Raw genomic sequence first — 26,413 nt, forward strand, 5'->3', positions numbered from 1 at the left:
TAATCCAGGTACTTAGCCTTAGCCCCAAAAGGTATTTGTCAGGACTTTATTGCAGGAGAATATTGCCAGCACACTTTGTTGATGTTCGGTATCACACCCCACATTCGGGGCTCTTCGGCATAAGTTGTCGGCCTGCAGCGTCCACGTCGGCTCGCGCGCGCTGATTCGAGATACGGTGACCCACCGTCGCCGGACCAGTGGAACCGAGCGACCGACGAGCGGCCGCAGTGACGACGAGAATTTACGGAGCGGGGTCCTATCGCCGCTCATGTCGGATACGGACGCGGATAGCGAGGTGGACCGCTCGCGGCTGCCGGACGCGTGGACCGTCTGGAGTCTGGGAGAGAGGGGGCGGCTCGTCCTCGCGTACCGACCGGACGTGTTCAACGCCGATGACTTCCCCGCGCCCTGTCTGCCGACGCTGTATCTCACCCACGGCAAGCGGACCCGTCGCCCCGGAATCAACCCCGCCGACACCGCCGATTCCGCGGACTGGTTCGTCACCCTCTACCTCGAGCCGGACGTCTCGCTGAACGAGACCCTGCGATTCCCGTCTCGAGACGAGGCCCTCGAGCGGACCGTCGACCTCGCTCGACAGTTCGACGACGGCGAGATCGACTACCGGGACCTGTACCAGGTCCCCCGGAAGACGTACTTCGAGCGACTCGACGAACTCACCGGCGACGATACCGACGGCTGAGCCGGTCCGTCCGCGCCTCCTCCTGCTTTCGGCCCCCTCTCGCGCTCGCCCGACGGGACGTGACGCTTAACCGCCAGTGGCGACTACCACGTCCCATGTCGACCGTCACGCTCATCGGCTCCCGGCTGGCCGAGCCGGGAACCGAGTTCGTCTACGAGGGCGAAGCCGACGCCTGTACCGGCTGTCCCTATCGCAGTCAGTGTCTCAACCTCCAGCCCGGCACGAAGTACCGCGTCACGTCCATCCGTGAGAACGCCCAGACCCTCGAGTGCGCCATGCACGACGGCGGCGTCCGCGCCGTCGAGGTCGAACCCGCCGCGACGCGCGCGAACATCACGTCCAAGGGAGCCTTCGCCGGCAGCAAGACGAGCCTCCCCGGCACCTGTCCGTACGTCGAGTGTCCCAGCCACGAGTACTGCGAACCCGACGGCGTCGAGTTCGACGAGGAGTACCGCATTCGGGAGATCATCGGCGATCCGCCTCACGACGTCTGTCACCTCGACCGCTCGCTCGAGTTAGTCGAACTCGAGACCGACGACTGACCGCGCCGTTCTCCGTCGCTACCGCACCGTGAGGGGCGATTCCGTCGACCCGACCTGACCCGACCGTCTCGAGTGATCGTTACGTCTCAGTTCCAGCGGCTGCGACGAATCCCGCACCGAGGAGACCGACAATTCCTGCACCGACGAACGCCGGTGCGTACGTCCCCGCGAGGTCGTAGGTGAGGCCGGCGGCCCACGGAGCGACCAGCCCCGAGACGGCGAAGGAAATCGAGACGAGCCCGAAGATGGCGTTCGGGTTCGCCGTCCCGAACAGATCGACCGTCAGCGGCGAGAGCAGGGCCCCGTTTCCCCCGTAGGCGATCCCGAAGACGACGGCGAAGCCGTACAGGCCCGCCGCGGAGTCGACGACCGGGAGACACAGCGTCGACGCTCCCATGACGGCCGAACACGCGACGAACGTCCGAACGCGCCCGAACCGGTCGGCGAGTCCGCCGATCCCGACCCGGGCGACGGCCGTGGTCGCACCGATCGCCGCGAGCGCGAACGCGCCCGTTCCCCCGCCGAGGCCCGCGTCGCCGGCGTAGGGAACGATGTGAACGAGCACGGCGTACAGCGTCGCGTAGACGAGGACCCAGCCCGAAAACACCAGCAGGAACGTCCGCGAGGTCGCGATCGCTGCCAGCTCTCGTCGATACGTCGCCCAGTCGGGCGGCTCGCGCTCCGGAACGCCGTCCGGAAACTCCTCGCCCGTCTCGGTCCCGCTCGAGGCCGGATCGTCGGCGAACAGCGGCGTCACGACCGCGACGGCCGCCGTCGCGGCGAGGACGAGCGCGAGCAGGGCGAGTCGCCACTCGAGGACGCCGACGAGCGCGCTCGCGGCGGGCGACATCGCGACCATCCCGATGCCGAGCCCGGCGGTCGCGACGCCGGTCGCGAGGCCGCGGCGACGCTGGAACCACCGCGGGACGGTGGCGTAGGAGACGACGTAGATCGCACCGAGACCGACCGCCGTGAGGACCCCGTAGGCGACTAGGAGCCCGGCGTACGAGTCCGTTCGGCTCGTCCAGAGGCCGCCGATCGCGAGCGTCGCCGCGCCGACGGCCAGCAGTCGCCGCACGCCGAACCGGTCGGCGAGCACGCCCAGAACCGCCGCGGCGAGGTAGATGACGACCGTCTGCAGGGAGAAGACCAGGGAGACGGCCGAGCGGGAGAGCCCGAGGTCCCGCTGAATCGGCTCGAGGAAGACGCCGAAGGCGTAGGAGAGGCCGAAGACGACGAACGCGCCGACGAACCCCCCGGCGACGACGTACCAGCCGCGGTAGACGCGGCCGCTGGGGGTCGAGTCCGGTCCGTCGATCGACCCGGTCGCGTCGTAGGATCGATCCGGGCCACCGTCGGGACGCATTCGGTCGTACTCCCCGGTCCGGCCACATAACGTTTAACACGGTATTCGATATCGTCCAACGTATGGGGTCTGCAAACAGAACGGCGGCGACCGGTAACGTCATCGAACGGTTGGGGAACCGAATCGCGAACGTGGTCGAGCGGTGGATGCCGAGTCCGTTCCTGTTCGCGATCATCCTGTCCTACGTCGTGTTCGTGGTCGGGATGCTCGTCGAGGGACAGGGACCGACGGAGATGGTCCAACACTGGTACGACGGGTTCTGGGCGTTTCTGACCTTCGCGATGCAGATGGTGTTGATCATCATGACCGGATTCGTGATCGCCTATCATCCGCGGGTCAACGACGGACTCCAGCGGCTGGCGGCCATTCCGAACTCCAGTAAACAGGCCGTCGTTCTGGTCGGCGTGGTTTCGATGGTGCTTGCCTGGGTTCACTGGGGACTGAGCCTGGTCGTCGGCGCGATCTTCGCGCGGGAGATGGGCAAGGCCGCCTACCGAGAGGGGATCACGGTCCACTACCCGCTGCTCTGCGTGGCGGGCTACATGGGGCTGGGACTCACGTGGCACTGGGGACTCTCCGGCTCGGCGCCCCTCCTGCTCGCGACGTCGGGCAACGAGTTCATCGAACTCGGCGTCATCGACGAACCCGTCAGCACCGCCGCGACGGTCTTCAGCGGCTACGCGCTCGCGCTCACCGCGCTGTCGATCCTCTTCGCGGCGACCGTGCTCTACCTGCTGACCCCCTCGGCGGAGCGCTCGCGGGAGATCACCGAGTACATTCCCGAAGACGAGTTGTTCGAGTCGGCGACCGACGGCGGCGTCGACGACACTGCGTCGGACGAGATGATCGCAACGGATCAGCGACGCGACGACCGCGTTCCCGCCGAGCGGATCGACAACAGTCGGCTTCTGGGCGGCGTCATCGCGCTGACCGGCGTCGCGGTGATCGTCTGGGAGTTCGCGACCAGAGGGCTAGACGCGCTGGATCTGAACGTCCTGAACTTCGGGTTCCTGTTCGCCGGGCTCGCGATCTACACCCGCCCGGCGCTCTACCGCGACCGGTTCGGCGACGCCGCGGACGCCGCCGCGGGGATCATCCTCCTGTTCCCGTTCTTCGCGGGGATTCAGGGAATGATGAGCGGCTCCGGGCTGGCGGAAACGATGGCCGAGGGCCTCCTCGCGATTTCGACCCCCGAGACGTTCCCGGTCATCGCGTGGCTCACGGCCGCGGTCGTCAACCTCTTCGTCCCCTCCGGCGGCGGCGAGTGGATCGTCCTCGGGCCGCCCGTCCTCGAGGCCGCACAGGAGGTCGGGGTGCCGGTCGGCCAGGCGACGATCGCCTACGCGGTCGGGGACGCCCACACCAACCTGCTGAACCCGTTCTGGGCGCTGCCGCTGCTCGCGATCACAAAGATCCGGGCGCGAGAGATGTTCGGCTACGCCGTCACGATGCTGCTCGCGCTGATTCCGTTCCTGGCCGTCGTCTTGCTCCTGCTGCCGTACTGATCGGCGCGGGACGCCGTCTCGGCGGTCCGAGACCGGTCACTGGCCAGTTCGGAGAGAAGAGAAGGGAACGGAACCGCATTCGTGCCGGGAGAGCCGTTACTCGGCCTCGAGCGCGCTGTCCTCGAGCCAGGAGCCGGCCCAGCACTCGATCTCGCCGAAGACCGGCTCTAAGGACTCGCCCTTGTCGGTGAGGCTGTAGTAGGTCGCGACGGGGGCGTCCTCCTCGATGCGGCGTTCGACGAAGCCCATCTCGCCGAGGTCGTCGAGCACGCGCGAGAGAGTTCGGGCGTTCGCGCCGGTCGATCGCTTCAGTTCGTTGAACCGCTGTTCGCCGTCCAGCAGTTCGTGGAGCACCGCCAGCCGCCACTGGGAGCCGATCTGCTCGAGGGAGGCGATGACGGGGCAGGCGTCGTCGTGTTGCTCGCGGGATTTCGTTTGCGGGGATGACATCGGTGGTCTCTACGCCGACCTACGTCGCGAACCGCTTTAGTAGTTCGGATCCGAACCGGGTAACATCGTGTTAGTAGACTACGGATGTCCGCTCGAGACGGCACCGGTCGCGGACCGATCGCTGGGGGAACCCCGATGACGGAGACCGATTCCGAGAACGGCGAGCGGGCCGGGAGCCTCGAGATCGACGTCGACGACCGGGACGGATCGCTGTATCGGGTGCTCTCGAGCGCGGTCGTCCCCCGGCCGATCGCGTGGGTGAGCACGCGCAGCGAGGACGGGATCGATAACCTCGCGCCGTACAGTTTCTTCACCGTCGCGTCGGTCGAGCCGCCGGTCCTGTTGTTCGCACCCGTCGACGGTGCGGACGGGCTCAAGGACACCCCGCGAAACGCCCGCGACACCGGCGAGTTCGTCGTCAACCTCGTCACCGAGGAGTTCGCCGACGCGATGAACGAGACCAGCGCCACGCTGCCCGCCGGCGAGAGCGAGTTCGATCGCGCCGACCTCGAGCGGGCCGACTCGAGCGCGGTCGACCCGCCGCGGGTCGCGGGTGCGAAGGTAGCCTTCGAGTGCACCCTCCACGACCTCGTCGACGTCGGCGGCTCGACGCTCGTGCTCGGCGAGGTCCGCCACGTCCACCTCGAGGAATCGGTGACCTCCGACGGAAAGATCGACGTGGACGAAATCGAGGCCGTCGGCCGGCTCGCGGGGAGTCTGTACGCGCGGACCGAGGATCGGTTCTCGCTCGAGCGGCCGCCGTAGGCCGGCACGGGTCGGGTTGCTCGACTTGGATGGGACTCGAATCGAGCGACGGAACGTGCGACTCGCGCAGGTCTACGAACGGGCTCCGGCGGTTCCGGCCGATTAGGGGGAATCGACGAACTGCTCCAGTGTGAGAACGACTCTGTAGAGAAGATACGTTACGGATAGTCCGATACCCATCCAAACCCACGTCACGGCGATTCCCAGGTCGGCTTCCTGACCGGCACCGACGATGCCGATAGTCGTGAAAACGCCGAGTACAGCGACTATTACGCGTTTGGCTTCAGTACGTCTCTCGGAGGGCATACTCACTACATTCTACCCGGCTGTCATTACCATTTCGAATATTTCTATAGCAAACGTAGTGAAAACACCGTCCGATCGACGGCTACTGAACCGTGCTATCGCCCTCGAGCAGCGACTCGAGGTTCTCCAGCGCCCGCAGACAGACGGGGACGTATCCCGTCCCGTGAAGCGGGAGTTCGAAGGCGATCCGGCACTGATCGGAGCCGAGGTCGTCGACGCGATGAGCCGCGGCCGGAATCCCCGTCACGCGCCAGGTCCACCGGCGCGCCGTACACGCGGTGATCCGGAACGGCAGCCAGGCTCCGGGGATTCGAATCCGGCCAGTCGTGTCCGTCCGAATTCGGCGGTCCGTCGCCTCGACGCCGTTGACGAGGGGCGACCACTCGGGCCACTGGGTCGTGTCGACGAGGGCATCCCAGGCGTCGGCCGCGGGGACGGACAGGACGTGCGAGACCTCGAGGCGGCGGCCGTCCGGCGTCGTCGCGGTCCGGACTCGAGTCATGGGCGGTACGACGGGGTCCTCGACAAAGGGAGTTGGCACCGAGCGATGTTTCTCGTGACGACCGACGACGGCCGCTCGCGAACCGACGCAGAAGAAGGCCGATCGGGTTGCGACCGACGGTCCGCGTCACTTTCGCCGCGGGAGGTCGCCGTACACCTCTTCGTTCTGGATATGCGTGCAGAACTGCGCGCACACCCGACACAGATCGTCGGCATCGTCAAACGTCCGGACGCTCCCATCCCATCGCGTCTGGACGGCGCCGAGCATCGCGCTTCGGACGTCCGGTTCCGTCGCGACCATGAACCGTTCGGCGCGTCGTGCCGACGCCGTCTCGGCTGGATCGCCGTCCCGCTCGCGGCCACCGAGCATGTCCTCAAGGACGCTTCCGATTTCGATTCCGACGCCGAGGTTGTCGCCGACGGCCGGTGCGACGAACGCGGTCGCGTTGCTCGCTCTGGCGAACTCGATGCTCTGCGTCGCCGCGTCCATCGCGTCCAACTCGATACCGACGTCGATCGCGAGGAACGCGTTGAACCCTCGATCTCGGAGACAGTCACGTGTCTCCTGAAGTAATCGAAGGACGTCGTCTTCCGCGTACGCACCGCTCCGTTCGTTCCACGTCGCGAACGATGGGAGGGCGTCGTCGGTGGGTTCGGCGTCGTCCGGGAGGAGCGCTTCGACGTCGAACGTCCGGTACGGGCCCATCACGTACACCAGAAACCGCTCCCGATCGACGGGCGAAAGCGCGTCGGAATCGCCGACGTCCCGCGGGAGGTTCTCGATAATGCGCTGCCGCATTACCTCGGGATACCGACGGATCGCATATAAAACCGACCGTTATAGAGAGTTCCCTAGTAGACAATGCCTAAGTCGCTCGGCCGACAATCGACTCACAGAGACGAGACCCATGGCAGACGCAACCGATCGGAACGCGGGCGAGGGCGTCCGGCGGCCGGAGCCGCCGCTGCCGGAGAACAGCGGGCTGACGCTCGAGGAGTATCTCGACATGCAGCGGGCGATTGGGCATCCGATCCGCTATCAGTTGCTACGGACGCTCGTCGCGAACGACGAACTGAGCGCCTCGGCGTTCAACGACGCCGTCGACGTCGCGTCCCACAACTTCCACTACCATCTCGACGAACTGGTCGACGTCGGGCTGATCGACAAACGACAGCGGCGGACCCCCGACAGCAGCGGCTTCTACACGTACTATCGGCCCACTGCGATGGGACGCGGAATCCTCGAGCACGGCGTCGACGAGCTGATGCGACGCGAGCGCGAGTTCAACGAGACCTACGCCTGACACTGGGCCCCTTCCGTCTACACTGACTGCCGGTATCTGACACTGACCGCCGATACCTGACGCCGTCTCGCTCTCGTCGACTGTGCGTACATTCACGATTCGCTAGATTTTACTCGAGTGACTCCCTCCGTCGGGCTATCGAATGGCGATACTCGATGTCGACGATCTCCGGAAGGAGTACGGCGGGTTCACCGCGGTCGAGGGCAGTTCCTTCGAGATCGAGCGCGGCGAGGTCTTCGGCGTCGTCGGCCCCAACGGCGCGGGCAAGACGACGACGCTGAAGATGCTGGCCGGGCTGATCGAACCCACCGACGGCACCGCCGTCGTCGCCGGCCACACGCCCGGTGACGCCGAGATGCAACGGCGACTCGGCTTCCTCCCCGAGGAGTCCCCGCTCTACGAGGAGATGACCGCGATCGGCTACCTCGAGTTCTTCGCCGATCTCTACGACGTTCCCGGAGACGTTGCCCGCGAGCGGATCCGCGACTCGCTGGACCGGCTCGATCTCGAGCACCGAAAGCGGCGGATCGGCAACATGTCGAAGGGGATGCAGCGAAAGGTCGCGATCGCTCGAGCCCTGGTGAACGATCCCGACGTGCTGATCTTCGACGAGCCGGCGTCGGGGCTGGACCCCCTGACGACCAACTACATCATCGAGTTCACCCGCGAGCTGAGCGACGAGGGGAAGACGATCGTCTTCAGCGCGCACAACCTCTTTCACGTCGAGAGCATCTGCGACCGGATCGTCATCATGAACGACGGCCGGATCGTCGCCCGCGGCACGCTCGAGGCGATCCGGGACGCCCACGGCGGCACCGAGTACCACGTCTACGCGACCGCCGACGGCAGCGACGGGCTCGCGGCCGCCCACGGTCGCGTCGAGGTCACGCGCGAGAACGGACAGGTCCGCCACGTCGTCGCCGATATGACCGCCGTCGACGCCCTCCGGGAGAGCGTCGAGGCGGCCGGCGGCCGCGTGACCGACATCCAGACGCAGACGCCGAGCCTCGAGGAGATCTTCCTCGAAGTCGCGAGCGAACCGGACGGGGAGGCCGAGGCGTGAGCGACGGCCGTCTCCGCGGAATTCTCCGCCGAACGGCCCGGATCGCCCGCTGGGAAGTCGTCCGGAGCGCGGGCACCGTCGACCGGAAGACGGTAGCGGTCCTCGTGGTGATGGGGCTGGCGATCGGAACCGCCGGATTCTCGGTGAGTGATGACGGACTCGGCCTCGAGCGGGAGATCTACGTCGTCGGCGTCGACGAGGACAGCCGGTACTACGACGTCGCCGTCGACAGCGAGCAGTTCCGGCCGGTCCCGCTCGCGGACATCGAGATCGAGAGCGAGGACGAGGCGAACGTAGACGTCGTCGTCATGCGGGACGGCCGGATCGGACACGTCGGCGAGAACGGGGAGGCAGCTTACGATACCTTTCGGGACGCCGTCGCGGAGTACAACGCGAAGCTGATGGACGAGGAGAGCGATCAGGCGGCCGCGTATCCGGTACACGTCTCCCTCGAGTACCGGGACCGAGATCACGCCCGGTCGTCGGCGTCGGGGACGGGCGACGGTGAGGGAACCGAGGGGGGCACGGACGATGTCGGCGGTGACGGGACCGAGGAGGACACGGGCGACGTCGGCGGATCGGCCGGTCCCGGAGACAGTGAGAGCACTGCCGACGGGACCGGCGGGGACGACCCCCTGCAGGTACCGACCGGCGGCGGCGGGTCGACGGCGTCGACGACGGCCGGAACGCCCGGTTCGATCGCGCCGCCGTTCCCCTTCGAGTCGCTCGTCCTCGCGTTCCTGTTCGTCGTGCCGATGAACTTCGTCATTCAGGCCTACGGGAGCACGATCATGGACGAGCGAGTCAAGCGGCGAGGCGAACTCTTGCTCGTCTCGCCGGCGTCGCGCCACGAGATCGTCGCGGGGAAGACGCTGCCGTACTTGCTCGGGCTCGTGGGCGTCGTCGTCGCGATCGCGCGAGTGATCGGCGGCGGTCCGATCGCGGTCGCCGCGGCGCTGCCGATCGCCCTGCTCTTCCTGGCGGCGACGTTCGTCGGTGCGATGTTCGCCCGCTCGTTCAAGGAACTCACGTTCGTGACGGTCACGATCAGCGTCGCGCTGACGACGTACACGTTCGTTCCGGCGGTCTTCACCGACGTGACCCCGATCGCGCTGATATCGCCGCTGACGCTGATCGTGATGGACCTCCAGGGCGAGTCGGTTCGGCTAGGGGAGTACCTGTTCTCGACCGGTCCGTTCTATCTCAGCGCGGCCGTCTGCTTCCTGTTGGGAATCGGCGTCTACCGCGAGGAGGACATGTTCGCCCAGAAACCGATTCCAACGAAAGTCCTCGATGCGATCGCGAATCGCGTCCGCGGCCGGCGGAGTATCCCGCTGCTGTCGATCCTCTTCATCCCCTTCGTTTTCGCCAGTCAACTCCTCTCCGTCGCGCTGCTGTTTGCCGTTCCGCAGTCGATCGCCGTCCCGCTGGTCGTCGTCGCCGCCGCGACGGTCGAAGAGATCGCGAAGAGCGTCCACGTCTACGCCGGCGTCACCCGCTCGCGGTTCGACGCGACGCTGCGGATGGCCGTCGTAGTGGGCGCGCTCTCGGGGGCCGGCTTCTTCGTCGGCGAGAAGCTCACCCACGTCGTCCAGTTCGTCGGGCTTCCGGACCTGCCCGTCGGCACCGCCGCCTTCGGCCCGGCCGTCTCGAGCGATCCGCTGATACTCGTCGCAGTCTTCCTCGCGCCGCTGGCCTTGCACGTCGCGACGGCCGTCTGCTCGGCGATCGGCGCGAGCCGCGGTCGGAACGGCTACGTCCTCGGCCTCCTCACGGCGGTGCTCGTTCACGTGGCCTACAATCTGGGGGTGATCGTCCTTGTCGCGTGATCGCGATCGCGACCGCGAAGAGCGGTCGATCCAGCGAGGGCCGAACCCGCCGACCCGATCGGACGGCGGCACCGACTCGAGTTCGACCTGGGGTGCGCGGTGGGCGATCGCCCGCCGCGAGTTGCAGTCGCTGCGATCCGAGAAGACGATCCTCCTAGCGCTCGCCATCCAGCTGTTCATCGCGGCGTTTTCCTCGTTTCTGGTCGTCGGACTCGTCTCGCTGTACGATCCCGGCTCGGTCGACGGCTATCAGACGGAGGTCGCCGTCACCGGCGACGACACCGAGACGCTCCTCGAGATCGCAAACGAACGAGACGGCGTCACTGCCACGTACTACGAGGAGCGCCAGCGGGCTCACGAGGCGTTCGATCGCCGGTCGGTGTCCGCCGTCCTCGACGCGAACAGGAACGACGACGGCCGGCTCAGCGTCAGGGTCACCGCGCCCGAGGGGAACGTCCGGACGAGCGTGCTCGTCGTCCAGCTTCGGGACACCCTCGAGCACGTCGAACGCGTCGAGCGCCAGCGAAACGCCGACGCCGGCCGGCTCGATCGGTCGCCCCTTCCGGTTCCGTCGTCGGTTCAGGCCAGTCCGTACGTCGGCTTCACCTATACGATCTTGTTGCCGCTGTTGTGCTTCCTGCCGGTGTTCATCAGCGGTTCGATCGCCGTCGACTCGCTGATCGAGGAGCGCCAGCGGGGCACGCTCGAACTGCTCCGGGTCGCACCGCTCTCACTGGCGGACGTGATCGACGCGAAGCTGCTGGCGATCGCGGCGCTGGCACCGGTCCAGGCGATCGCCTGGCTCCTCTTGCTCGCGGCCAACGGGACGACGATCGCGGGCCCCGCGGCACTGGTCGCGCTGGTAGGCGCGCTCTCACTGCTCGTCGTCACCGTCGGCGTCGCGGTCGCGCTGTGGGCTCCCGATCGGCGGCAGGCCCAGTTGCTTTACTCCACGGCGATCGTCGGCGCGTTGGTCGTCGCGGCGGTGCTGCCGGAGCATCCCGCGAACACCGTCGCGAAGTTCGCGATCGGCAATCCGACGGCGACGACCTGGGGGCTGCTCGCCGGCTACTGTCTGTTCGCAGTCGCCGCGTTCGTCGCGCTCAGGCGCGGTATCGACCGCCTCGAGTCAGAGTCGCTCTGACTTCGCGGCGGTCGTTCACCGGGCTCGCTCCCAGAGGGAGAGCCGGTCACAGATCCGAAACGATTAGTCGCTTCCCGAATGCGTATGCGGTAATGAGCGATTCGGATTCTCCCGATCAGGAGCGGACGAACCGAGAGCCGCCCGGTAGGGGCCATCGGACTGATGACTCGTCGGAGCAGGAACAGGTCCGCGAGGCGGTCGAGCGGTCCAGAAGCGGAGCTCCGGCGGTCGGCGCGGTCGTGCGTGACCGGTTCTCCTCCGACGAGATCTTCCAGCGGATCGTCGCCGCCGCTGACGAGGAGGTCACGTCGGGGGGTCGCGAACTGTTCTTCAGCGGACTCGCCGCCGGGTTCGCGATCACGATCACGTTCCTGCTGTACGCCACGCTGACGGCCTCGACGGACGGCCATCCGATCCTGAGCAAGCTATTGTATCCGCTGGGCTTCATCTACATCATCATCGGCGGCTACCAGCTCTACACGGAGAACACGCTGCCGCCGGTCGCGCTGACCTTAGAGCGGCTGGCCAGCGTCCCCGCACTGTTGCGCCACTGGACGATCGTCCTCGCTGGCAACTTCGCCGGCGGCGCGCTCGGCGCGCTCGCGCTGTCCTACGGCGGCGTCTTCGACGACGACTCGGCGGCCGCAGCGATGGACCTCGCGCGACACGGCGTCGAGACGCCGTGGTGGACGCTGTTCTCGAAGGCGGCCTTCGCCGGTCTGATCGTCGCCGGCGTCGTCTGGATCGTCTACGCCTCCCGGGACACGATCTCGCGGCTGGTCGTCGTCTACATGGCCTTCCTCGCGATCCCGCTCGGGGACCTGTTCCACGTCGTCGTCTCCTTTACCGAGATGCTGTACATGGTCTTCGCCGGGGAACTGGCCATCTTCGTCGGCATGACTGAGTTCGTTCTCCCGGTCCTGCTGGGTAACACCATCGGCGGGATCGTTCTCGTGACGGTCGTCAATTACTTCCAGACCAGCGAACACCGCCTCGAGTCGGCCCGATTCGAAGGGGCCGACCGCCAGCTCTCGATCCGGGAGTGGCTGCTGGGCAGCTACGCCGGCCGTTCTTACGTGCCGCTGATCGACACCGCGGAGGCCCACGCGAGCGAGAACGGCGACTATCGGGTCCTCGTGCCGATTGCCAACCCCCGGACCGAGTCGACGATCGTCGACCTCGCCTGCAGGTTGGCCAGCGGCCACGAGAACGCGACAGTGCACGCCGTTCACATCGTCCAGATGCCCGGCCGTGCGTCCATGCGGTACGGTGCCGGCCAGACCGAACGGATCGTCTCCGAGTCCGAACAGCGGATGGAGAGCATCCGGAACCGGGCGGACTCCTACGACGTCGACTGCGAGACGTCGACCGTCGTTTCTCACCGCTCGTTCGAGGACGTCTTCGACACCGCGGAACGCGAACGCGCCGACCTCGTGGTGCTCGGCTGGGGAGAGGACCGGCCGTGGGGCCAGGGACGCGCCGAAGGCCGGATGAGTGAACTGACCAGCAACCTCCCCTGTGACTTCCTCATCCTCAAGGATCGGGACCTGGACACCTCGCGGATTCTGCTCCCGACCGCCGGCGGCCCGGACTCGGATCTGAGTGCCGAGGTCGCGCGCACGCTTCGGGATCGTTCCGGAGCCGAAATCACGCTGCAACACGTCGTCGCCAGCCCGGAGGACCGGGAGCGCGGCGAGCAGTTCCTCGAGGAGTGGGCCGCCGAACACGGCCTCGAGGACGCCGAGATCGTCGTCGACGACTCCGGCGACGTCGAACGTGCGATCTGCCGGCAGTCCAGGGATCACTCGCTCGTTCTCATCGGCGCGACCGAGGAGGGCGTGATCTCGCGGCTGGTGAGCGACTCACTCCACATGGACGTCGTCAATGAGGTCGACAGCTCGGTACTGCTGGCCGAACGGCCGAGCGAACGCACCGTCATCCAGCGGCTGTTCGGTCACTGGTAGTCGACGGCGGCTCGCGAAACCCACCGATACGCATTCGACCACAGCCGCGCTCGTCGCTACGAATACTGACGCTGCGTGACGTGGTACCGTTTGCCGCTCCACGTACTGTTTTCCGGCCGGTTTCCGTACGGCCGGTATGGAATATACCACCCTCGGATCGACCGGTATGCAGGTCAGCCGCATCTGTCTGGGCTGTATGAGCTTCGGCTCGAGCGACTGGCGCGAGTGGGTCCTCGAAGACGAGGAAAGTAAGGAGATTATCGACCGCGCGCTCGACCTCGGGATCAACTTCTTCGACACCGCGAACATGTACTCGCGAGGCGAGTCCGAGCGGATCCTGGGCGAGGCGCTCGAGGGCCACCGCGAGGAGTCGGTCGTCGCCACGAAGGGCTTCTTCCGGATGCGCGACGACGATCCGAACTCGGGCGGTCTCTCTCGGAAGGCGATCGAACAGGAACTGGCGGCCAGCCGCGAGCGGCTCGGAATGGATACGATCGACCTCTATCAGCCCCATCGCTGGGACCACAACACGCCCGTCGAGACGACGCTGCGGGCGCTCGACGACGCCGTCCGGCGGGGCCACGTCCGCTACATCGGTGCCTCCTCGATGTGGGCCCACCAGTTCGCCGAGTCACTGCAGACGAGCGACCGGCTCGGCCTCGAGCGGTTCCAGACGATGCAGAACCACTACAACCTCGTCTATCGCGAGGAGGAACGGGAGATGCTGCCGCTGTGTACCAAGGAAGACGTCGGCGTGATTCCGTGGTCGCCCATGGCTCGGGGCTATCTCACGCGGCCACACGAGGAGATCGACGCCACGACCCGCGGCGAGACCGAGGAGTACATGTACGACCACCCCTACCGCGAGGGCGGCGGTCAGGCGATCAACGAGCGTGTCGCCGATCTGGCCGACGACAGGGGCGCGACGATGGCCCAGATCGCCCTCTCGTGGCTGCTCCACAAGGACTGGGTCGACGCGCCGATCGTCGGCACGACCAGCGTCGAACACTTGGAACAGGCCGTCGAAGCCCTCGAGATCGAGCTCTCGGACGCGGATATGGAGTACCTCGAGGAGCCGTACGAGCCGGTCCCGGTGTCTGGACACCAGTGAGCCGTCGTGGCGGTTCCGTCGTGACGATCGGTCGCGTCCCGATCTCACTCCCGTGAACAGGACGCGGCGTCGGTCGTGTCGATTCCCAGCAGGTAGTTCCCGCCGCAGAACCGCGTCGCGACGTTGAACAGTAGACCGGACGCCGCGATCCCGGCCGTCACCGCGGTGAGGCGACGATCCGCGATCGCCGCCGCGACGGCGACCGCGAGCAACCAGACTCCGAGCGTTCCCCTGACGATTCGATCCAGTCCGCCGACGTTTCGCTGCATACCCGATCGAACGGGCTCCCGGCAGTAATCGATACGGCCGAAGATTTCGGTCGGGTTTATGTCACTACCCCTGCTGTTCGTTCAAACTCGGCGCACCTCCGGGAAAATCGTTTTCGATCAGACATTCGTACGGTGAACTATGAAGCGCGTCCGCATCACTCTGGATCCGCAGGGGAGCTACGCACCGCCGATATACGACCGCCTCGCGGGCGGGGCGAGCTATCTCGAGCGAGCGCTGATCGTCAACTGGAACGTCGCGACCCCGCCGACGGCGTTCCTGTTCCGCCTCGAGGGCGAGTACCGCCGCTTCGAAGGCGTGCTGGCGGAGAGTGAGACGGTCACCGAGTACGAGGTGCTCCCGATCACCGATCGGGAGTGTTACTGTTTCGTCGAGGGCGAGGTCTCGCGGGCCGCGCGCTCGCTGTTCGAGAGCTTCACCCGCGGGGGCCTCATGACGGTGCCACCGATCGAATGCAACGCGGACGGGACGAACACGTTCACCGTCATCGGGACGGCGGCCGACGTGCAGGCCGCGGTCGAGGGGGTTCCCGACGCGGTCGGCGTCACCGTCGAGCGGGTCGGCGGAAAACGGGTCGCCGCCGACAGCGTCGTCGGCCGACTGCCAGCCCGCCAGCGCGAAGCGGTCGAAACCGCCCTCGAACTCGGCTATTACGACGTTCCGCGCGATGCGACCAGTGAAGATGTCGCCCGCGAGTTAGGGTGTGCGACCGCGACCGCAGCGGAGCACCTCCAGAAGGCCGAGTCGACGGTGATGGGATCCCTGCTCGAGCAGTGACCGGGACGCTCTGTGGCGGTCCCGACCAAAATCACGGGAGCCGCTCCGCGGCGTCGACGAGAGCCGCCTCGGTGTCCCACCGGTAGAGTCGGCCTCCGTCCTCGAGCAGGTCGAAGACGCCGTCCGCCATCCAGCCGAACGGGCGGTCCTCGTCCTCGTACTCCCGCTTGAGAACGTGTGTCTTCTCGAAGTACTCCGCGGTGCCCGCGAGCAGCCCCTGTTCGACGAGGAAGCCGCTCGGATCCGTTTCGGCGACGCCGACGATGTGAGTGACCAGATCCGCAAGCAGGCAGAACTTCTGGATCCCATTGTCCCAGTCGCCCCGGACGTCGACCATCCGGAACGCGTAGGCGTCCGACCGCCGATTGAGCCGATCGATGACGAGGTTCAGCCGCCGGATCGACTCGCGGTCGTAGTTCCCGAGGACGAAGTACGACCGCTCGTGCTCGTAGACCGGCCGGAGTTCGCTCAGCGCGCGGAGGAGTTCCTCGTTGTCCGACAGCGAGCACTCCTCGGCCTCGAGTCGTTCCGTCACGCTCGTGAGGACTACTTCCGGGACCGGGGGATCACCGTCCGTCATACTCGGTGAGTATCGCGAATTGCGGATAGTAGTTGCCGTCCGAGTTCCGTTTCCGATAGCCAATTTGCCGCCAGCGATTTCTGCCAGAGTGATTTACTCCGGAGTAAACTACTTGCTGCCATGCCCCGTAACCGGCCGTATGAGCACCGACGGTGGGTCTCTCGAGGGGGCGACCGCCCGCGAACTCGTCCGCTTCGTGACGCAGGAAACGCGGTTCGCACTGGTTTCCAATATCCTCCAACACCCCGATGGACTGCCGTCGATCTACGAACTCGAGCGGCTCAACCCGAGCGTGAGCGAGGCGACGGTCTACAAACACGTCCAGAAGCTGATCGACGCCGGAATCGTCGAAGAAGTCGCGCTTCCGGACGACGAACGGCAGCAGGGCTACCCCTGGAAGTTCTATCGACTGACCGACGAGGGCCGCGAACTCCTCGAGAATCACGACCTGCTCGCGGCCGAGGAGACCCTCCAGCGGATCTACGAGACGATTTCCGATAAACCCGAGAAGATGGTCAGATACGAGAACGCGCCGCGTCCCGACGCGGAGTGAGCCGCCCGCGTCACGTCGGTTCCGTCTGCCCCGAATTCCGTTCGACGGCGCTCGCGTTGACGCTGAGTACCGGGACGTCCGCGCGTCTGACGACTCGTTCGGTCGTGCTCCCCAGCAGATACCGTTCGAGCCCGGTTCTGCCGACCGTCGCCATCGCGATCAGATCGATGTCGTTCTCGTCGGCGTACGCCAGGAGCCCGGTAGACGGAACTCCCTCTCGAACGGCGGTAACGGCGTCGATATCGGCCGCTCGAGCGCGCTCCGCGACGGTCTCGGTCGCTGCGTTCCCCTCGGATTCGAATTCGGCGAGAGTCTCGCTCCGAGCGGTGACGGTCGGGTCGGCCGTGATCGTGCTGACGGTAACGACGTTGACGGCGTGGATCCGTGCGTCCCTCTCTCGGGCTATCGCGAGTCCGTGATCGATCGCGGCTGCCGCGGCGTCGCTCCCGTCGGTCGGCAGGAGTATCTCGTCGTAGCTCCCGCCCCGCGCGATTCGGTCGGTTGCCCGAGCCGTCAGTACCGGCACGTCCGACCGGCGGACGACGCGTTCGGTGACGCTCCCGGCGACGTACCGGGTGACGCCTGTTCGGCCGTGCGTCCCCATCGAAAGCAACTCGACGTCGTGCTCGGCGGCGTACTCGAGGATCTCCGCCGGCGGGTAGCCTCGCCGCACCGCCGTTCGGATCCGCTCCGGATCGTCCGCGATCGATTCGATGTCCGCGATCGCGTCTTCGGCGTCGGCCTCGAGTCGCTCGACGAACTCGTCGCTGACGCCGCCGGCGCTGAACAGTCCGCCCGCGGCGGCCACGTCGACGACGGAGATCACGTGGACCGTCGCGTCGAACCAGCGTGCGAGCGCCAGTCCGTGTTCGGCGGCCCGGACCGCGTGGTCGCTTCCGTCGGTCGGGACGAGGATCGTGTTGTACATGTGTGACCCCACATCACAGTTCGTGTTCGCGCCGCTTAAACGGCCGACGCCGTCCCCGATCGCCTACTCCGCCGACGCCGAGATTCCCCACCCCTCTCGTCGGTAGGCCATTTCCCAGAACCGGTACTCGAGGCGCGCGCTCGTGAGAAAGGCCTCCTCCATCGCCGGGTACTGTTCGGGATGGCGTTCTCCGCACCGGTCGACGAACGTCCGCAACCAGTCGACGACCTCCCGGAACTCGTCGCTCGTGTACTTCTCGATGAAGGGCGTGTACCGGTGGTCCTCCTCGGGTGCCAGGTCGGCCATGTGGTCGGCGATATCGAGATAGCCCTGTCCGCAGGGGTAGATCGCGGCCGCGATTTCCGGGAGCGTCCCCTCGTAGGCGGTTCGCAACAGGAAGTTGGTGTAGGCGACGCAGGTCGGCGCTTTTCGCACGGACTCGAGATCCCCCCGAGAGAGCCCGTAATCGGCGGCGAACGCGCGGTGAAGGTCCATCTCGTCGGCGAGCGTCGTGTGAGCGATGCCGAACAGGCGAGTCATCGTTTCCTCGTCTCGGGCTTTCGATCCCGCGATCGCGAACACGCGCGCGTAATCGAGCAGGTATCGGTAATCCTGGCGCACCCAGGTCAGGAAGGCGTCTTCGTCGAGCGTTCCGTCAGCCAGTTCCGTCACGAATGGGTGGCGCTTCTGTGCGTCCCAGACGTCCGTGCCCGCCTCGAGGAGTCGATCGCTGGTCGCCATTATCGCTCGGAAGTACGGACGCGATACTAATATTACTAGCTGATACAATCGGATAATCGGCCCGTGAGTCGGTTCGCCTCGAGCCGGACCGAAATCGAATCGGATGCCGTCCGGGCGGCGTCAGGAGAGCCGCGCGGCGATGTCTGCCTCGGTGATGATGCCGACGGTTTCGCCGGCTTCGGTGATCATCACGGCCTTGTAGTGCTCGAGCAGGTTGCTGATCTCGTCCAGGGTGGCGTCCTTCGAGACGGTCGGGAAGCTCTCGCTCATGTGTTCCTCGATGGGCTCGTCGCGGTCCTCGGAATCGAGATGGACGAGATCGCTCTGGCTGATCGAGCCCACCGGAATACCGTCCTGAATGACCGCTAACTGCGAGTACGCCTCCTCCTCCATCCGCTGGGCGGCCTCGCTGACGGGATCGTCTGGCGCGACGCTGACGACGGCCTCGTTCATCAGATCCGCCGCGCGGATGACGTCGCTCTCGGCCTTCTCCAGGGCGTTGACGATCCGGCGGAGCGTCGACAGGCGCGGGTCCACGTCGCCGCCCTCGATCCGCGCGATCAGCGGCTGGGAGACGTCGGCCGTATCCGCGAGTTCGCTCTGGGTGAGCCCGAGTTCGGTACGGCGCTGTCGAAGATCCGCGGGCGTCGGGAGTTCCATACGAAACAATAACTACGGGTTATAGAAAGTACTTTGGGTTGGTTTCGCTCCGACTGACTGATCGGGAACCGATCGGCCACGTCGTCCGCGACTCGAGGACGTTGCACTCGAGAGCATCCGCTCGAGTCAGTCTACCGGTCCGGACGAAACGGAGAACGAAGTTGACGGTTCGCGGTGTGTCTCGGTCGTCGCTATTCGTCGTCCGCTTCGGTCTCGACGATGTCGACGACCGACAGCGGCACGTCGCGTAGCGCTCCACCGATTTCGCTCTTCGCGATCCGCGAGGCGTGTTCCTCGCTGTCGGCGTTGAAGACCTCCATCTCGAGCGCGAGACCGACCAGCGCGGTGTCGGCCGCGATAAAGGCGGAGTCGAACGGCTCGCCACAGGCCGGACAGCCCGTCGCGCCGACCTCGACCTCGACGTAGTCCATGTCTTCGCTGTTGAGTCGCTTCCCGGCTTCACTGACGGCGACGCCGATCGCGTCGTCGATCGCATCGACGTCACGAACGAGCCATGCCGCTTCCATCGCGACGAGATAATTTCCCATATGGAGTGGTCGGTCCGGGGGGTTTCCTGCTTTGCGGTTCGTCCGCGCCGTCACTCGCCCGCGACGCGCCGCCGCTGCCACAGCGCGCACGTCAATCGGATGATTCCCATAACTTATGAGAAATCCCCCGATCCATTGCCCTCGACATACCCGTGGATCGACTCGAGTACGCCTCGAGTTGTCCCTCCAACAAGCACGGTTTAATCGCAAGCAGGCGTCGACCCAATAGTGTATTAACTACCATTATAAATCTCGTTTTTCAAGAAGGCTTATATACACCCTCCGTCTGGGGATCGATGAACGCTGATGATATCCCGCGCGTACCACGCGACCCTGTTCGCCCTGTACCAACTGTGCATCATGATCGGTATCGTCGCGATGCCGCTCGCGATCGCCGCCCGCCAGGCCGGATTCACCCTGCCGGTCCACCGCATCCTCGAAAACGTCGAGGACGCCTACGAAGCCGCACAGCACTGATCGACTGACCGACGCTGACTGATTTTCCTGCCCGCCGATCACCGAGCTGCAGGACCCGAAATCGCGGCCCGGTTCGTCGCTCAAGCCGTCCGTTCTCGCGGCCGGTGAAAGCGGAAACCGCAGTGGTGACCGCCGGTGTTTTATACCGTCCCGGTCGTAGGGTTCGATCAATGCGTACGCCCACACACGACTCCGACTTCTCTCGGACGGTCGACCAGTTGGCCGACGATCCGAACCCCTACGAGCCGGAGGTCGGATCGATGCCCCAGAACGACCTGACGAAGGCCGATCTGGACAACGTCAACAAGACCGGGACGACGACGATCGGCATCTCCACCGCTGACGGCGTCATCATCGCGACGGACATGCGCGCCAGCCTCGGCGGCCGGTTCGTCTCGAACAAGAACGTCCAGAAGGTCGAACAGATTCATCCGACCGCCGCACTCACGCTCGTCGGCAGCGTCGGCGGTGCCCAGTCGTTCATCTCGACGCTCCGTGCCGAGGTCAATCTCTACGAAGCCCGACGCGGCGAGGGGATGAGCATCGACGCGCTGGCGACGCTCGCAGGCAACTTCGCCCGCGGCGGCCCGTTCTTCGCTATCCACCCAATTCTGGGCGGCGTCGACGATGAAGGCAGCCACGTCTACAGCATCGACCCCGCCGGCGGCGTCATGGAAGACGACTACACCGTCACCGGTAGCGGGATGCAACTCGCTTACGGTCACTTAGAGCAGGCCTACGAACCGGACATGTCCAACGAGGAAGCAAAGACCGTCGCCGCCCGCGGCATCAAGTCCGCCGTCGAGCGCGACACCGGCTCCGGGAACGGTGTCTTCCTCGCAGAAATCACCGGCGACGGCGTCGACATCCACGGCCACCACGACTTCGACGAAGTCCTCTAAACCGGCCGAGACGGGCGGATTTTCCGGTTTTCTTAGATGCGAAGCGGTGGCACTGTCGACTCGGTTCGCATCGAAGTCAGTACGCAATCGATCGCACGAAGGCCACGCCGATCGGCGTGAGTTTCAGTTCTCACTATCGTGACGGCACGAACGGGCCGCTCTCCGTTTCGTCAGGTGCGTGATCGATCGACATGAACTGTCAGAAACAGACCACAGAAAACCGATTCCGACTAGTCGAGTCGCGTCGACTGCTCGAGTCGGGGCTCCGCTAGCGGGGACTCCTCGAGTTGGACCGCACGTCCAGTCTCGCTCGAGCGGTAGATCGCGTCGATCACGCGCTGGACGGTCAGGGCCTCCTCGACCGTGTTCGTCTCCGGGACGCCCGCCGTCGAGATGGCCTCGAGGAACTGTTCGTCCTGTTCCCCGTAGCCGGTCACCGACGAGTCGCCGGTCATATTGACGTCGGCGTAGTGGTCGCAGCCGGCGGTTCCGGCCTCGAGAATGCGGAGATCGGTGTCTCCGATGTCGAACTGGGCACCGGACCGCGTGCCGCGCACGCGGAAGTCCATGCTCTCCTCGCGGTTGGTCGCCCACGCGGCCTCGAGCGAGACCGTCTGGCCGTCCGCACAGCGGATGAAGGCGCTAACTGAGTCGTCGACCTCGTAGGTCTCGGCCTCGGCGTCCCAGTTGTCGCCGAAGCCCTCGGGGTCGGCGTACTCCTCGCTGGTGCCGAACGTGGTTCGCGTGACGCCGCTCACTTCGACGATCTCGGGGAAGTCGAGCGCGTAAAGGGCGAGGTCGAGCGCGTGAACGCCGATGTCGAGCAAGGCACCGCCGCCCGCGAGCTCGGGATCGGTGAACCACGAGCCGGGGCCGGGGACCCCGCGACGGCGAACGTAGTTCGCCTCGACGTGGGTCAGGTCGCCGAAGCGGCCGCGCGCGTGCTGTTCGTCGAACATGGCCATCGACGCGGCGTGACGGTTGTGAAAGCCGACCATACAGATGCCGTCCGAACGGGCCGCCGCCTCGGCGACCCGTTCCGCACTCTCGAGAGTGTGTGCGAGGGGTTTTTCGACGAGGACGTGCAGGCCCGCCTCGAGGGCGGCGACGGCGATCGGTTCGTGGAACCGGTTGGGCGTCGTCACGATGACGGCGTCGACCGCGTCGTCTTCGACGAGGTCGTCGTGGGTCTCGTAGGTCCGCGCGCCGAACTCGTTGGCGAACTGGTCGCGTTTCTCAGGGACGAGGTCCGCGCCGGCGACGACGTCGGCACCCTGTGCCCGAACACTCTTCGCGTGGAGGTTTCCCATTCCGCCGAGACCGACGATGCCGATCCCGATACCGTCGCCGATCATGTCCAACCCCCCGATTTCGTCACGGTAGCGATGGCAGGAGAGTGAGAAACAAGCCATTTCGCTGTCGTTTGCGTCCGGTTCCGTTCCATAGAGAGAGGCAGTCGGCTATCGAAATAAGGGTTGTGACCGATTAATCCGTCCGATCAGCCTGTCTTTCACGTATTACTATACTATTACCACAGAGTGGTCAGTGGATATCAGTAAAATCCGGTATCCTACTATAACGGTCTCCGCGCGGATCGCTCGAGCGAGACCGCCGGTCGACGGTCAGCGACCGATCGGTCGGACCGATCACAACGAATCAGACCGTTCCGGCCGACAGTATAAGACGCCGGAGGGTGGAGAGATTTGCCATGGTCGACGTCACGATCTGGAACGAGTTCCGCCACGAACGCGAGGACGACGCGGTCGCGGCCGTCTACCCGGACGGCATCCACGAGACACTCGCGGACGCGCTCGCCGACGACCACGCGGTCCGGACCGCGACGCTCGACGACCCCGAGCACGGGCTCACCGAGGACGTCCTCGCATCGACTGACGTCCTGCTGTGGTGGGGTCACGAGGCCCACGACGAGGTACGAGACGAGGTCGTCGACCGGGTTCACGAGCGCGTTCTCGAGGGGATGGGCCTGATTCCGCTTCACTCGGCTCACTACGCGAAGATCTTCAAGCGACTCATGGGGACGTCCTGTAGCCTCCAGTATCGCGAAGACGGCGAGACCGAACGACTCTGGGTCGTCGACCCCGGCCACCCGATCGTCGACGGGCTCGAGGAGTCGATCGAACTCCCCGAGTCGGAGATGTACGGCGAGCCGTTCGATGTCCCCGAACCCGACCGCCAGGTGTTCGTCAGCTGGTTCGAGGGCGGCGAGGTGTTTCGCAGCGGCTGCTGTTACCGGCGCGGAAAGGGTCGAATCTTCTACTTCCGACCGGGTCACGAGACGTATCCGATCTACGAGAACGAGGCGATTCGGCGGGTGCTCCGTAACGCGGTCGACTGGGCCGCTCCGACCGAGGGCTCGTCGCGGACGTTCGGCGAACGCGAGTAACCGTTCCCGCGTTCAGTGAACGCGGGTGACGATCCGACAGTCGGTGACCGCCCCTACAACTCCTGTCGGCCTTCGTCCGTGATGACGCTCTCGAGTAACTCGACGGGCGTCGCGTCGTAGCCGGGGTTCTCGACGTCGAACCCGTCGGCGGGCTCGGGCAGCACCTCGCTGCCCGGCCGGTACTCGTTCTCGAAGACGAACCCCTCGGTGATGATCTTCGAGGCCGATCCGAGGACGGTAACCGGCACGTCTCGCTGGGCTGCCGTCGCCGCGATCGGAAAGGTTCCGACGCGGTTGTACAGCGTCTCGTCGACGATACAGTCCATACCGACGACGACCCGATCGCACTTCTCGAGGGTGATCCCGTGTGCACTGTCGGTGATCAGCGTCGTGTCGACCCCGTCGAGGTCGGCGAGGGTTCGTGCGGTCTTGCGCCCGATATACCGCGGCCGCGCCTCGGTGACGTAGACGTCGAACGTCTTGCCGGCCTCGGTCGCCTGCTCGAGCGTCTGCATCACCGTCGAGGAGTAGTCGTGCGTCAGAATGGTCGCGCCGTCGTCGAGAACCGCCGCGGCGTTTTCGGCCGCCAGCCGCTTGCCGGACTCGATCCGCGAGACGACCGCGTCGATCTTCTCGCTGGTGAGTCGTCGGGCCTCCTCGACGCTGTCGGGATCGGCGTCGGTCACGTCGTCGACGACCTCCCGAACGGCGTTCTGCAGCGAGGCGTGGGACGGGTTCGCCCGCCGCAGGACGGAGCCGTTGCGCTCGAGAGCGCGCGTGTACTCCTCGACGGTCGCGAACTCCCGCTCGACCAGTTCCTCGAGTGCCTGGGCCGCGTGGACCGCGACCACCGAGGAACTGTGCGTCTGCATCTCACGGATTTCCTCGGCCGTCTCGTCGATCATACTCTGATGGTTTTCGGTCAGCGCAAAAGGTGTTCCGGGTGCTCTCAGTCGGTCCGCCGCACGCCGTTCACTGGGTCGCCGTCACGCGGTCTCGTCGAACTCGAAAATCCGCCGTAACTCCCCCTCGATTCGGTCGACGAACGCCTCGAGGACGGGCTCGAACTGCTCGCGGTCGGCCACTGCCCCCGCTCGTTCCCGCGGGTTCTCGGGGAGGGCCACGCGGAACTCGCCGTCTCCCTCGTAAAACGGTTCGCTCTCACTCAGCACCTGCCGATCGATGGCCCGGAGCACGTCCGAATCGTACCGGCCGTGTAACTGCTGGTAGGCCGCGGAGTAGGCCTCTTCGAGCTCCTCGAAGTAATGGACGTACTTCTCCTCGAACTTCTCGGGGTCGAACTCGGTCATAGCCGTCCGTGCGGACGCCATCGGGTAAACGGTTCGGGACCTCGGTACCGGGGTCGGCCCAGGCGTCGAGTAACCGACAGTCCCACCGCTGCCCGCAGGCTTACGTCCACGAGTCCCCTAGGGCCGCCGATGACCGTCACCGTTCGGTACACCTGTCCCCACTGCAACGCCGTGGTCAGCCTCGAGCGGCCGCCGGATCTGGCGGACCGGTCGGTCACGAAGGTCAAACAGCCGGGGTGGGAGTACGTCGCCCCGGACGACCCCGACCGCGAATCCGCGGACGGTATCGAGTTCGTCTGCGGCGAGGACGGCCAAGTTACCGACCTCGAGGGCGATCCCGTCGAAGGGTGCGGCCGTCCGTTCTATCTGAATTTCGTGCGCTATGAGCAGGGGGTCGAACTCGAGCCCGATCCGCCGACCTACGGCGGCCCGCGGTTCGATTTCAACGCGTAGCTCTGCGTTCGGTCCGCCGGATCACCGAAGTTGACTGGACCGCGAGCACCGAGGGAGAGGAACAGTCATTAGGATACTACTTCAGGTCGGCGTATGGGAGAGAGCTACTCGATGAGGACGCTATTTTTCGCCGACGAGATGTCGGACGGCGAGCCGTTCGTCCGCCGGACCGTCGAGCGACTTCGCGAGAACGGCCTCGATACAGACACCGCGCTCGACGACGCTGTCGCCGACATCACGACGGGGAACGGCGGGAGGATCGAAGTCCGGCTCGACGGCTACCCCATCGAGGTTCGGTTCGATCTCGAGGCACCAGCCGAGGAGCCGGACACGGTACTCTGGCTGGACGGGCCGGACGAATCCGCATTCGAGGAGCACGACATCCCGCTGGACACAGCCCGCAACCGTGCGGATCGGCTCGCCGACGCGATCGCGGACCTTACAGTCGAGACCGACCCGTGGCTCGTCGTCGGATGGATACCCTATCCCTATCGGGACGTCCATCCGTATCCGGAGGGACACCCGCCGGAGACCGGCCTGGAGCGGCTGGGCTGGGTAACGGTGTTCGGCGAGCTATTTCACGAGCAGTTTGGCGGTCGTGAGCGGCTACTCGAGGCGCCAGCGTGGAACGTCCGCGACCTCGAGAACGGAGCCGTCCTCGTCCGCGAACAGGAAATACCGGGAAGCGGCCGCAGCGACGTGGACCCCGGTCCCGCCCCGTCGACGGACGACTACCTCTTCGAGGGCGAGTCCCTCGCGGACCTGTGGACCGAGATCGAACGCCAGCGGAGTACGTACGTCGACCCGTTTCGCGACCTCGAGGAGGGCGAACTGGCCAGCGACATCGTGATGTGCGAAGACCACGCCCCCGTCGAGTTCGAGGGGATGGACTACACGTCGTTCCCCGACGATCTCGACAGGAGCGATCGATGTCACGTGCTCTGTGTTCGCCGCGACGGCGACAAGCTCTGGGAGGGGAACAGCGGCGAGTTCGTTCGCCGGTTGGTCGACGCGGACGGCCGTCCCATCGGAGAAATGCCCGACGGCGTGCCGGACCACCGGGAGATGATCTCGCTCGTGGTCGCGACCGAGTACGAGGACCCCACGGCACTCGATCTGTACCGTATGGAGAGCCCCGACGAGCCGAGCGTCGTCGGTGGTCTCATCGGCCTGCAACGCGCTCCCGACGGCGAGAGCATCTGGCAGGACAGGGACGAGCCCGTCACGCGGGACTGATCGTCG

General features: G+C 65.9%; 31 protein-coding genes. 17 read left to right on the forward strand and 14 right to left on the reverse strand.

Annotation, left to right across the window (positions count from 1 at the left end; genetic code table 11):
• The first annotated feature begins 268 nt into the window (after positions 1-268).
• Together LDH66_RS15265 and LDH66_RS15270 are read left to right on the forward strand one after the other, a co-directional pair.
• Positions 269-700 carry a DUF5820 family protein gene (locus LDH66_RS15265; protein WP_226481925.1) on the forward strand — a complete coding sequence of 144 codons (432 nt, stop codon included), beginning with the start codon at positions 269-271 and terminating at the stop codon, positions 698-700.
• A gap of 95 nt (positions 701-795) precedes the next feature.
• Complete coding sequence (locus LDH66_RS15270) at positions 796-1,242, forward strand: UPF0179 family protein (protein WP_226481926.1); 447 nt, start codon at positions 796-798, stop codon at positions 1,240-1,242.
• 79 nt (positions 1,243-1,321) lie between these two features.
• Here the strand turns inward: LDH66_RS15270 and LDH66_RS15275 are convergent, their stop codons facing one another.
• Entirely contained in the window at positions 1,322-2,608 is a 1,287-nt protein-coding gene (locus LDH66_RS15275; protein WP_226481927.1) for an MFS transporter, read from the reverse strand.
• Positions 2,609-2,670: 62 nt separating this feature from the next.
• Here LDH66_RS15275 and LDH66_RS15280 point away from each other — a divergent pair, with 62 nt between their 5' ends.
• Entirely contained in the window at positions 2,671-4,113 is a 1,443-nt protein-coding gene (locus LDH66_RS15280; protein WP_226481928.1) for a short-chain fatty acid transporter, read from the forward strand.
• 96 nt (positions 4,114-4,209) lie between these two features.
• Here the strand turns inward: LDH66_RS15280 and LDH66_RS15285 are convergent, their stop codons facing one another.
• The gene (locus LDH66_RS15285; protein WP_226481929.1) at positions 4,210-4,563 is read right to left on the reverse strand and encodes a winged helix-turn-helix transcriptional regulator; all 354 of its coding nucleotides are present in this window, start codon (positions 4,561-4,563) and stop codon (positions 4,210-4,212) included.
• A 135-nt stretch (positions 4,564-4,698) separates the two neighbouring features.
• Between LDH66_RS15285 and LDH66_RS15290 the strand changes: the two genes are divergently transcribed.
• Entirely contained in the window at positions 4,699-5,328 is a 630-nt protein-coding gene (locus LDH66_RS15290; protein ID WP_226481930.1) for a flavin reductase family protein, read from the forward strand.
• A 102-nt stretch (positions 5,329-5,430) separates the two neighbouring features.
• On the opposite strand, the gene LDH66_RS15295 is transcribed toward LDH66_RS15290, so the two are convergent.
• The 3 genes from LDH66_RS15295 to LDH66_RS15305 all read right to left on the reverse strand — a co-directional run bounded on the left by LDH66_RS15295 (position 5,431) and on the right by LDH66_RS15305 (position 6,934).
• Positions 5,431-5,634 carry an Mn2+/Fe2+ transporter gene (locus LDH66_RS15295; RefSeq protein ID WP_226481931.1) on the reverse strand — a complete coding sequence of 68 codons (204 nt, stop codon included), beginning with the start codon at positions 5,632-5,634 and terminating at the stop codon, positions 5,431-5,433.
• Positions 5,635-5,716: 82 nt separating this feature from the next.
• Positions 5,717-6,136 (reverse strand): SRPBCC family protein, encoded by a 420-nt coding sequence (locus tag LDH66_RS15300; protein WP_226481932.1) that lies wholly within the window; start codon positions 6,134-6,136, stop codon positions 5,717-5,719.
• Between the two features lie 126 nt (positions 6,137-6,262).
• Positions 6,263-6,934, reverse strand: coding sequence for a DUF7509 family protein (locus tag LDH66_RS15305; protein WP_226481933.1), 672 nt, complete (start codon positions 6,932-6,934; stop codon positions 6,263-6,265).
• Between the two features lie 109 nt (positions 6,935-7,043).
• Between LDH66_RS15305 and LDH66_RS15310 the strand changes: the two genes are divergently transcribed.
• The 6 genes from LDH66_RS15310 to LDH66_RS15335 all read left to right on the forward strand — a co-directional run bounded on the left by LDH66_RS15310 (position 7,044) and on the right by LDH66_RS15335 (position 14,550).
• Positions 7,044-7,439, forward strand: coding sequence for a winged helix-turn-helix domain-containing protein (locus tag LDH66_RS15310; protein ID WP_226481934.1), 396 nt, complete (start codon positions 7,044-7,046; stop codon positions 7,437-7,439).
• Positions 7,440-7,581: 142 nt separating this feature from the next.
• Entirely contained in the window at positions 7,582-8,502 is a 921-nt protein-coding gene (locus LDH66_RS15315; RefSeq protein WP_226481935.1) for an ABC transporter ATP-binding protein, read from the forward strand.
• Entirely contained in the window at positions 8,499-10,331 is a 1,833-nt protein-coding gene (locus LDH66_RS15320; RefSeq protein ID WP_226481936.1) for an ABC transporter permease, read from the forward strand. Before LDH66_RS15315 ends, LDH66_RS15320 begins: the two co-directional genes overlap by 4 nt.
• Positions 10,321-11,475: an ABC transporter permease gene (locus tag LDH66_RS15325; protein ID WP_226481937.1), complete on the forward strand. Its 1,155-nt coding sequence runs from the start codon at positions 10,321-10,323 to the stop codon at positions 11,473-11,475. Before LDH66_RS15320 ends, LDH66_RS15325 begins: the two co-directional genes overlap by 11 nt.
• 92 nt (positions 11,476-11,567) lie before the next feature.
• Positions 11,568-13,439, forward strand: coding sequence for a formate/nitrite transporter family protein (locus LDH66_RS15330; protein ID WP_226481938.1), 1,872 nt, complete (start codon positions 11,568-11,570; stop codon positions 13,437-13,439).
• A gap of 136 nt (positions 13,440-13,575) precedes the next feature.
• Positions 13,576-14,550: an aldo/keto reductase gene (locus LDH66_RS15335; RefSeq protein ID WP_226481939.1), complete on the forward strand. Its 975-nt coding sequence runs from the start codon at positions 13,576-13,578 to the stop codon at positions 14,548-14,550.
• 44 nt (positions 14,551-14,594) lie between these two features.
• Here the strand turns inward: LDH66_RS15335 and LDH66_RS15340 are convergent, their stop codons facing one another.
• A complete protein-coding gene (locus tag LDH66_RS15340) occupies positions 14,595-14,819 on the reverse strand; it encodes a YgaP family membrane protein (protein ID WP_226481940.1) in 225 nt (74 codons plus the stop codon).
• A 139-nt stretch (positions 14,820-14,958) separates the two neighbouring features.
• Between LDH66_RS15340 and LDH66_RS15345 the strand changes: the two genes are divergently transcribed.
• Entirely contained in the window at positions 14,959-15,615 is a 657-nt protein-coding gene (locus LDH66_RS15345) for a helix-turn-helix domain-containing protein (protein ID WP_226481941.1), read from the forward strand.
• 31 nt (positions 15,616-15,646) lie between these two features.
• On the opposite strand, the gene LDH66_RS15350 is transcribed toward LDH66_RS15345, so the two are convergent.
• On the reverse strand, positions 15,647-16,195 hold the full coding sequence (locus tag LDH66_RS15350; RefSeq protein WP_226481942.1) for a DUF8170 family protein: 549 nt from the start codon (positions 16,193-16,195) through the stop codon (positions 15,647-15,649).
• A gap of 139 nt (positions 16,196-16,334) precedes the next feature.
• On the opposite strand from LDH66_RS15350, the gene LDH66_RS15355 reads away from it, so the two are divergent.
• Positions 16,335-16,748 (forward strand): helix-turn-helix domain-containing protein, encoded by a 414-nt coding sequence (locus tag LDH66_RS15355; protein ID WP_226481943.1) that lies wholly within the window; start codon positions 16,335-16,337, stop codon positions 16,746-16,748.
• Between the two features lie 10 nt (positions 16,749-16,758).
• Here the strand turns inward: LDH66_RS15355 and LDH66_RS15360 are convergent, their stop codons facing one another.
• The 4 genes from LDH66_RS15360 to LDH66_RS15375 all read right to left on the reverse strand — a co-directional run bounded on the left by LDH66_RS15360 (position 16,759) and on the right by LDH66_RS15375 (position 19,625).
• The gene (locus tag LDH66_RS15360; RefSeq protein ID WP_226481944.1) at positions 16,759-17,676 is read right to left on the reverse strand and encodes a universal stress protein; all 918 of its coding nucleotides are present in this window, start codon (positions 17,674-17,676) and stop codon (positions 16,759-16,761) included.
• A 63-nt stretch (positions 17,677-17,739) separates the two neighbouring features.
• On the reverse strand, positions 17,740-18,417 hold the full coding sequence (gene tenA, locus LDH66_RS15365; RefSeq protein ID WP_226481945.1) for a thiaminase II: 678 nt from the start codon (positions 18,415-18,417) through the stop codon (positions 17,740-17,742).
• A gap of 120 nt (positions 18,418-18,537) precedes the next feature.
• Positions 18,538-19,077, reverse strand: a complete 540-nt coding sequence (locus LDH66_RS15370) for a CBS domain-containing protein (protein WP_226481946.1) — start codon at positions 19,075-19,077, stop codon at positions 18,538-18,540.
• A gap of 191 nt (positions 19,078-19,268) precedes the next feature.
• Complete coding sequence (locus LDH66_RS15375) at positions 19,269-19,625, reverse strand: DUF555 domain-containing protein (protein ID WP_226481947.1); 357 nt, start codon at positions 19,623-19,625, stop codon at positions 19,269-19,271.
• Positions 19,626-19,931: 306 nt separating this feature from the next.
• On the opposite strand from LDH66_RS15375, the gene LDH66_RS15380 reads away from it, so the two are divergent.
• Positions 19,932-20,102: a hypothetical protein gene (locus LDH66_RS15380; protein WP_226481948.1), complete on the forward strand. Its 171-nt coding sequence runs from the start codon at positions 19,932-19,934 to the stop codon at positions 20,100-20,102.
• A 170-nt stretch (positions 20,103-20,272) separates the two neighbouring features.
• Complete coding sequence (gene psmB, locus LDH66_RS15385; RefSeq protein WP_226481949.1) at positions 20,273-21,004, forward strand: archaeal proteasome endopeptidase complex subunit beta; 732 nt, start codon at positions 20,273-20,275, stop codon at positions 21,002-21,004.
• Between the two features lie 230 nt (positions 21,005-21,234).
• Here psmB and LDH66_RS15390 read toward each other — a convergent pair whose 3' ends face one another.
• Complete coding sequence (locus tag LDH66_RS15390; protein ID WP_226481950.1) at positions 21,235-22,359, reverse strand: Gfo/Idh/MocA family protein; 1,125 nt, start codon at positions 22,357-22,359, stop codon at positions 21,235-21,237.
• A 353-nt stretch (positions 22,360-22,712) separates the two neighbouring features.
• Between LDH66_RS15390 and LDH66_RS15395 the strand changes: the two genes are divergently transcribed.
• A complete protein-coding gene (locus LDH66_RS15395; RefSeq protein ID WP_226481951.1) occupies positions 22,713-23,408 on the forward strand; it encodes a ThuA domain-containing protein in 696 nt (231 codons plus the stop codon).
• Positions 23,409-23,461: 53 nt separating this feature from the next.
• Here the strand turns inward: LDH66_RS15395 and LDH66_RS15400 are convergent, their stop codons facing one another.
• Entirely contained in the window at positions 23,462-24,313 is an 852-nt protein-coding gene (locus LDH66_RS15400) for an eIF2B alpha/beta/delta subunit family protein (RefSeq protein WP_226481952.1), read from the reverse strand.
• Positions 24,314-24,394: 81 nt separating this feature from the next.
• The gene (locus LDH66_RS15405; RefSeq protein WP_226481953.1) at positions 24,395-24,718 is read right to left on the reverse strand and encodes a DUF5783 family protein; all 324 of its coding nucleotides are present in this window, start codon (positions 24,716-24,718) and stop codon (positions 24,395-24,397) included.
• A gap of 129 nt (positions 24,719-24,847) precedes the next feature.
• On the opposite strand from LDH66_RS15405, the gene LDH66_RS15410 reads away from it, so the two are divergent.
• Positions 24,848-25,171, forward strand: coding sequence for a DUF7969 family protein (locus tag LDH66_RS15410; RefSeq protein ID WP_226481954.1), 324 nt, complete (start codon positions 24,848-24,850; stop codon positions 25,169-25,171).
• A 93-nt stretch (positions 25,172-25,264) separates the two neighbouring features.
• Entirely contained in the window at positions 25,265-26,407 is a 1,143-nt protein-coding gene (locus tag LDH66_RS15415; protein WP_226481955.1) for a hypothetical protein, read from the forward strand.
• Positions 26,408-26,413: the final 6 nt, after the last annotated feature.

This window comes from Natrinema amylolyticum (genome assembly GCF_020515625.1).
GTDB lineage: Archaea > Halobacteriota > Halobacteria > Halobacteriales > Natrialbaceae > Natrinema > Natrinema amylolyticum.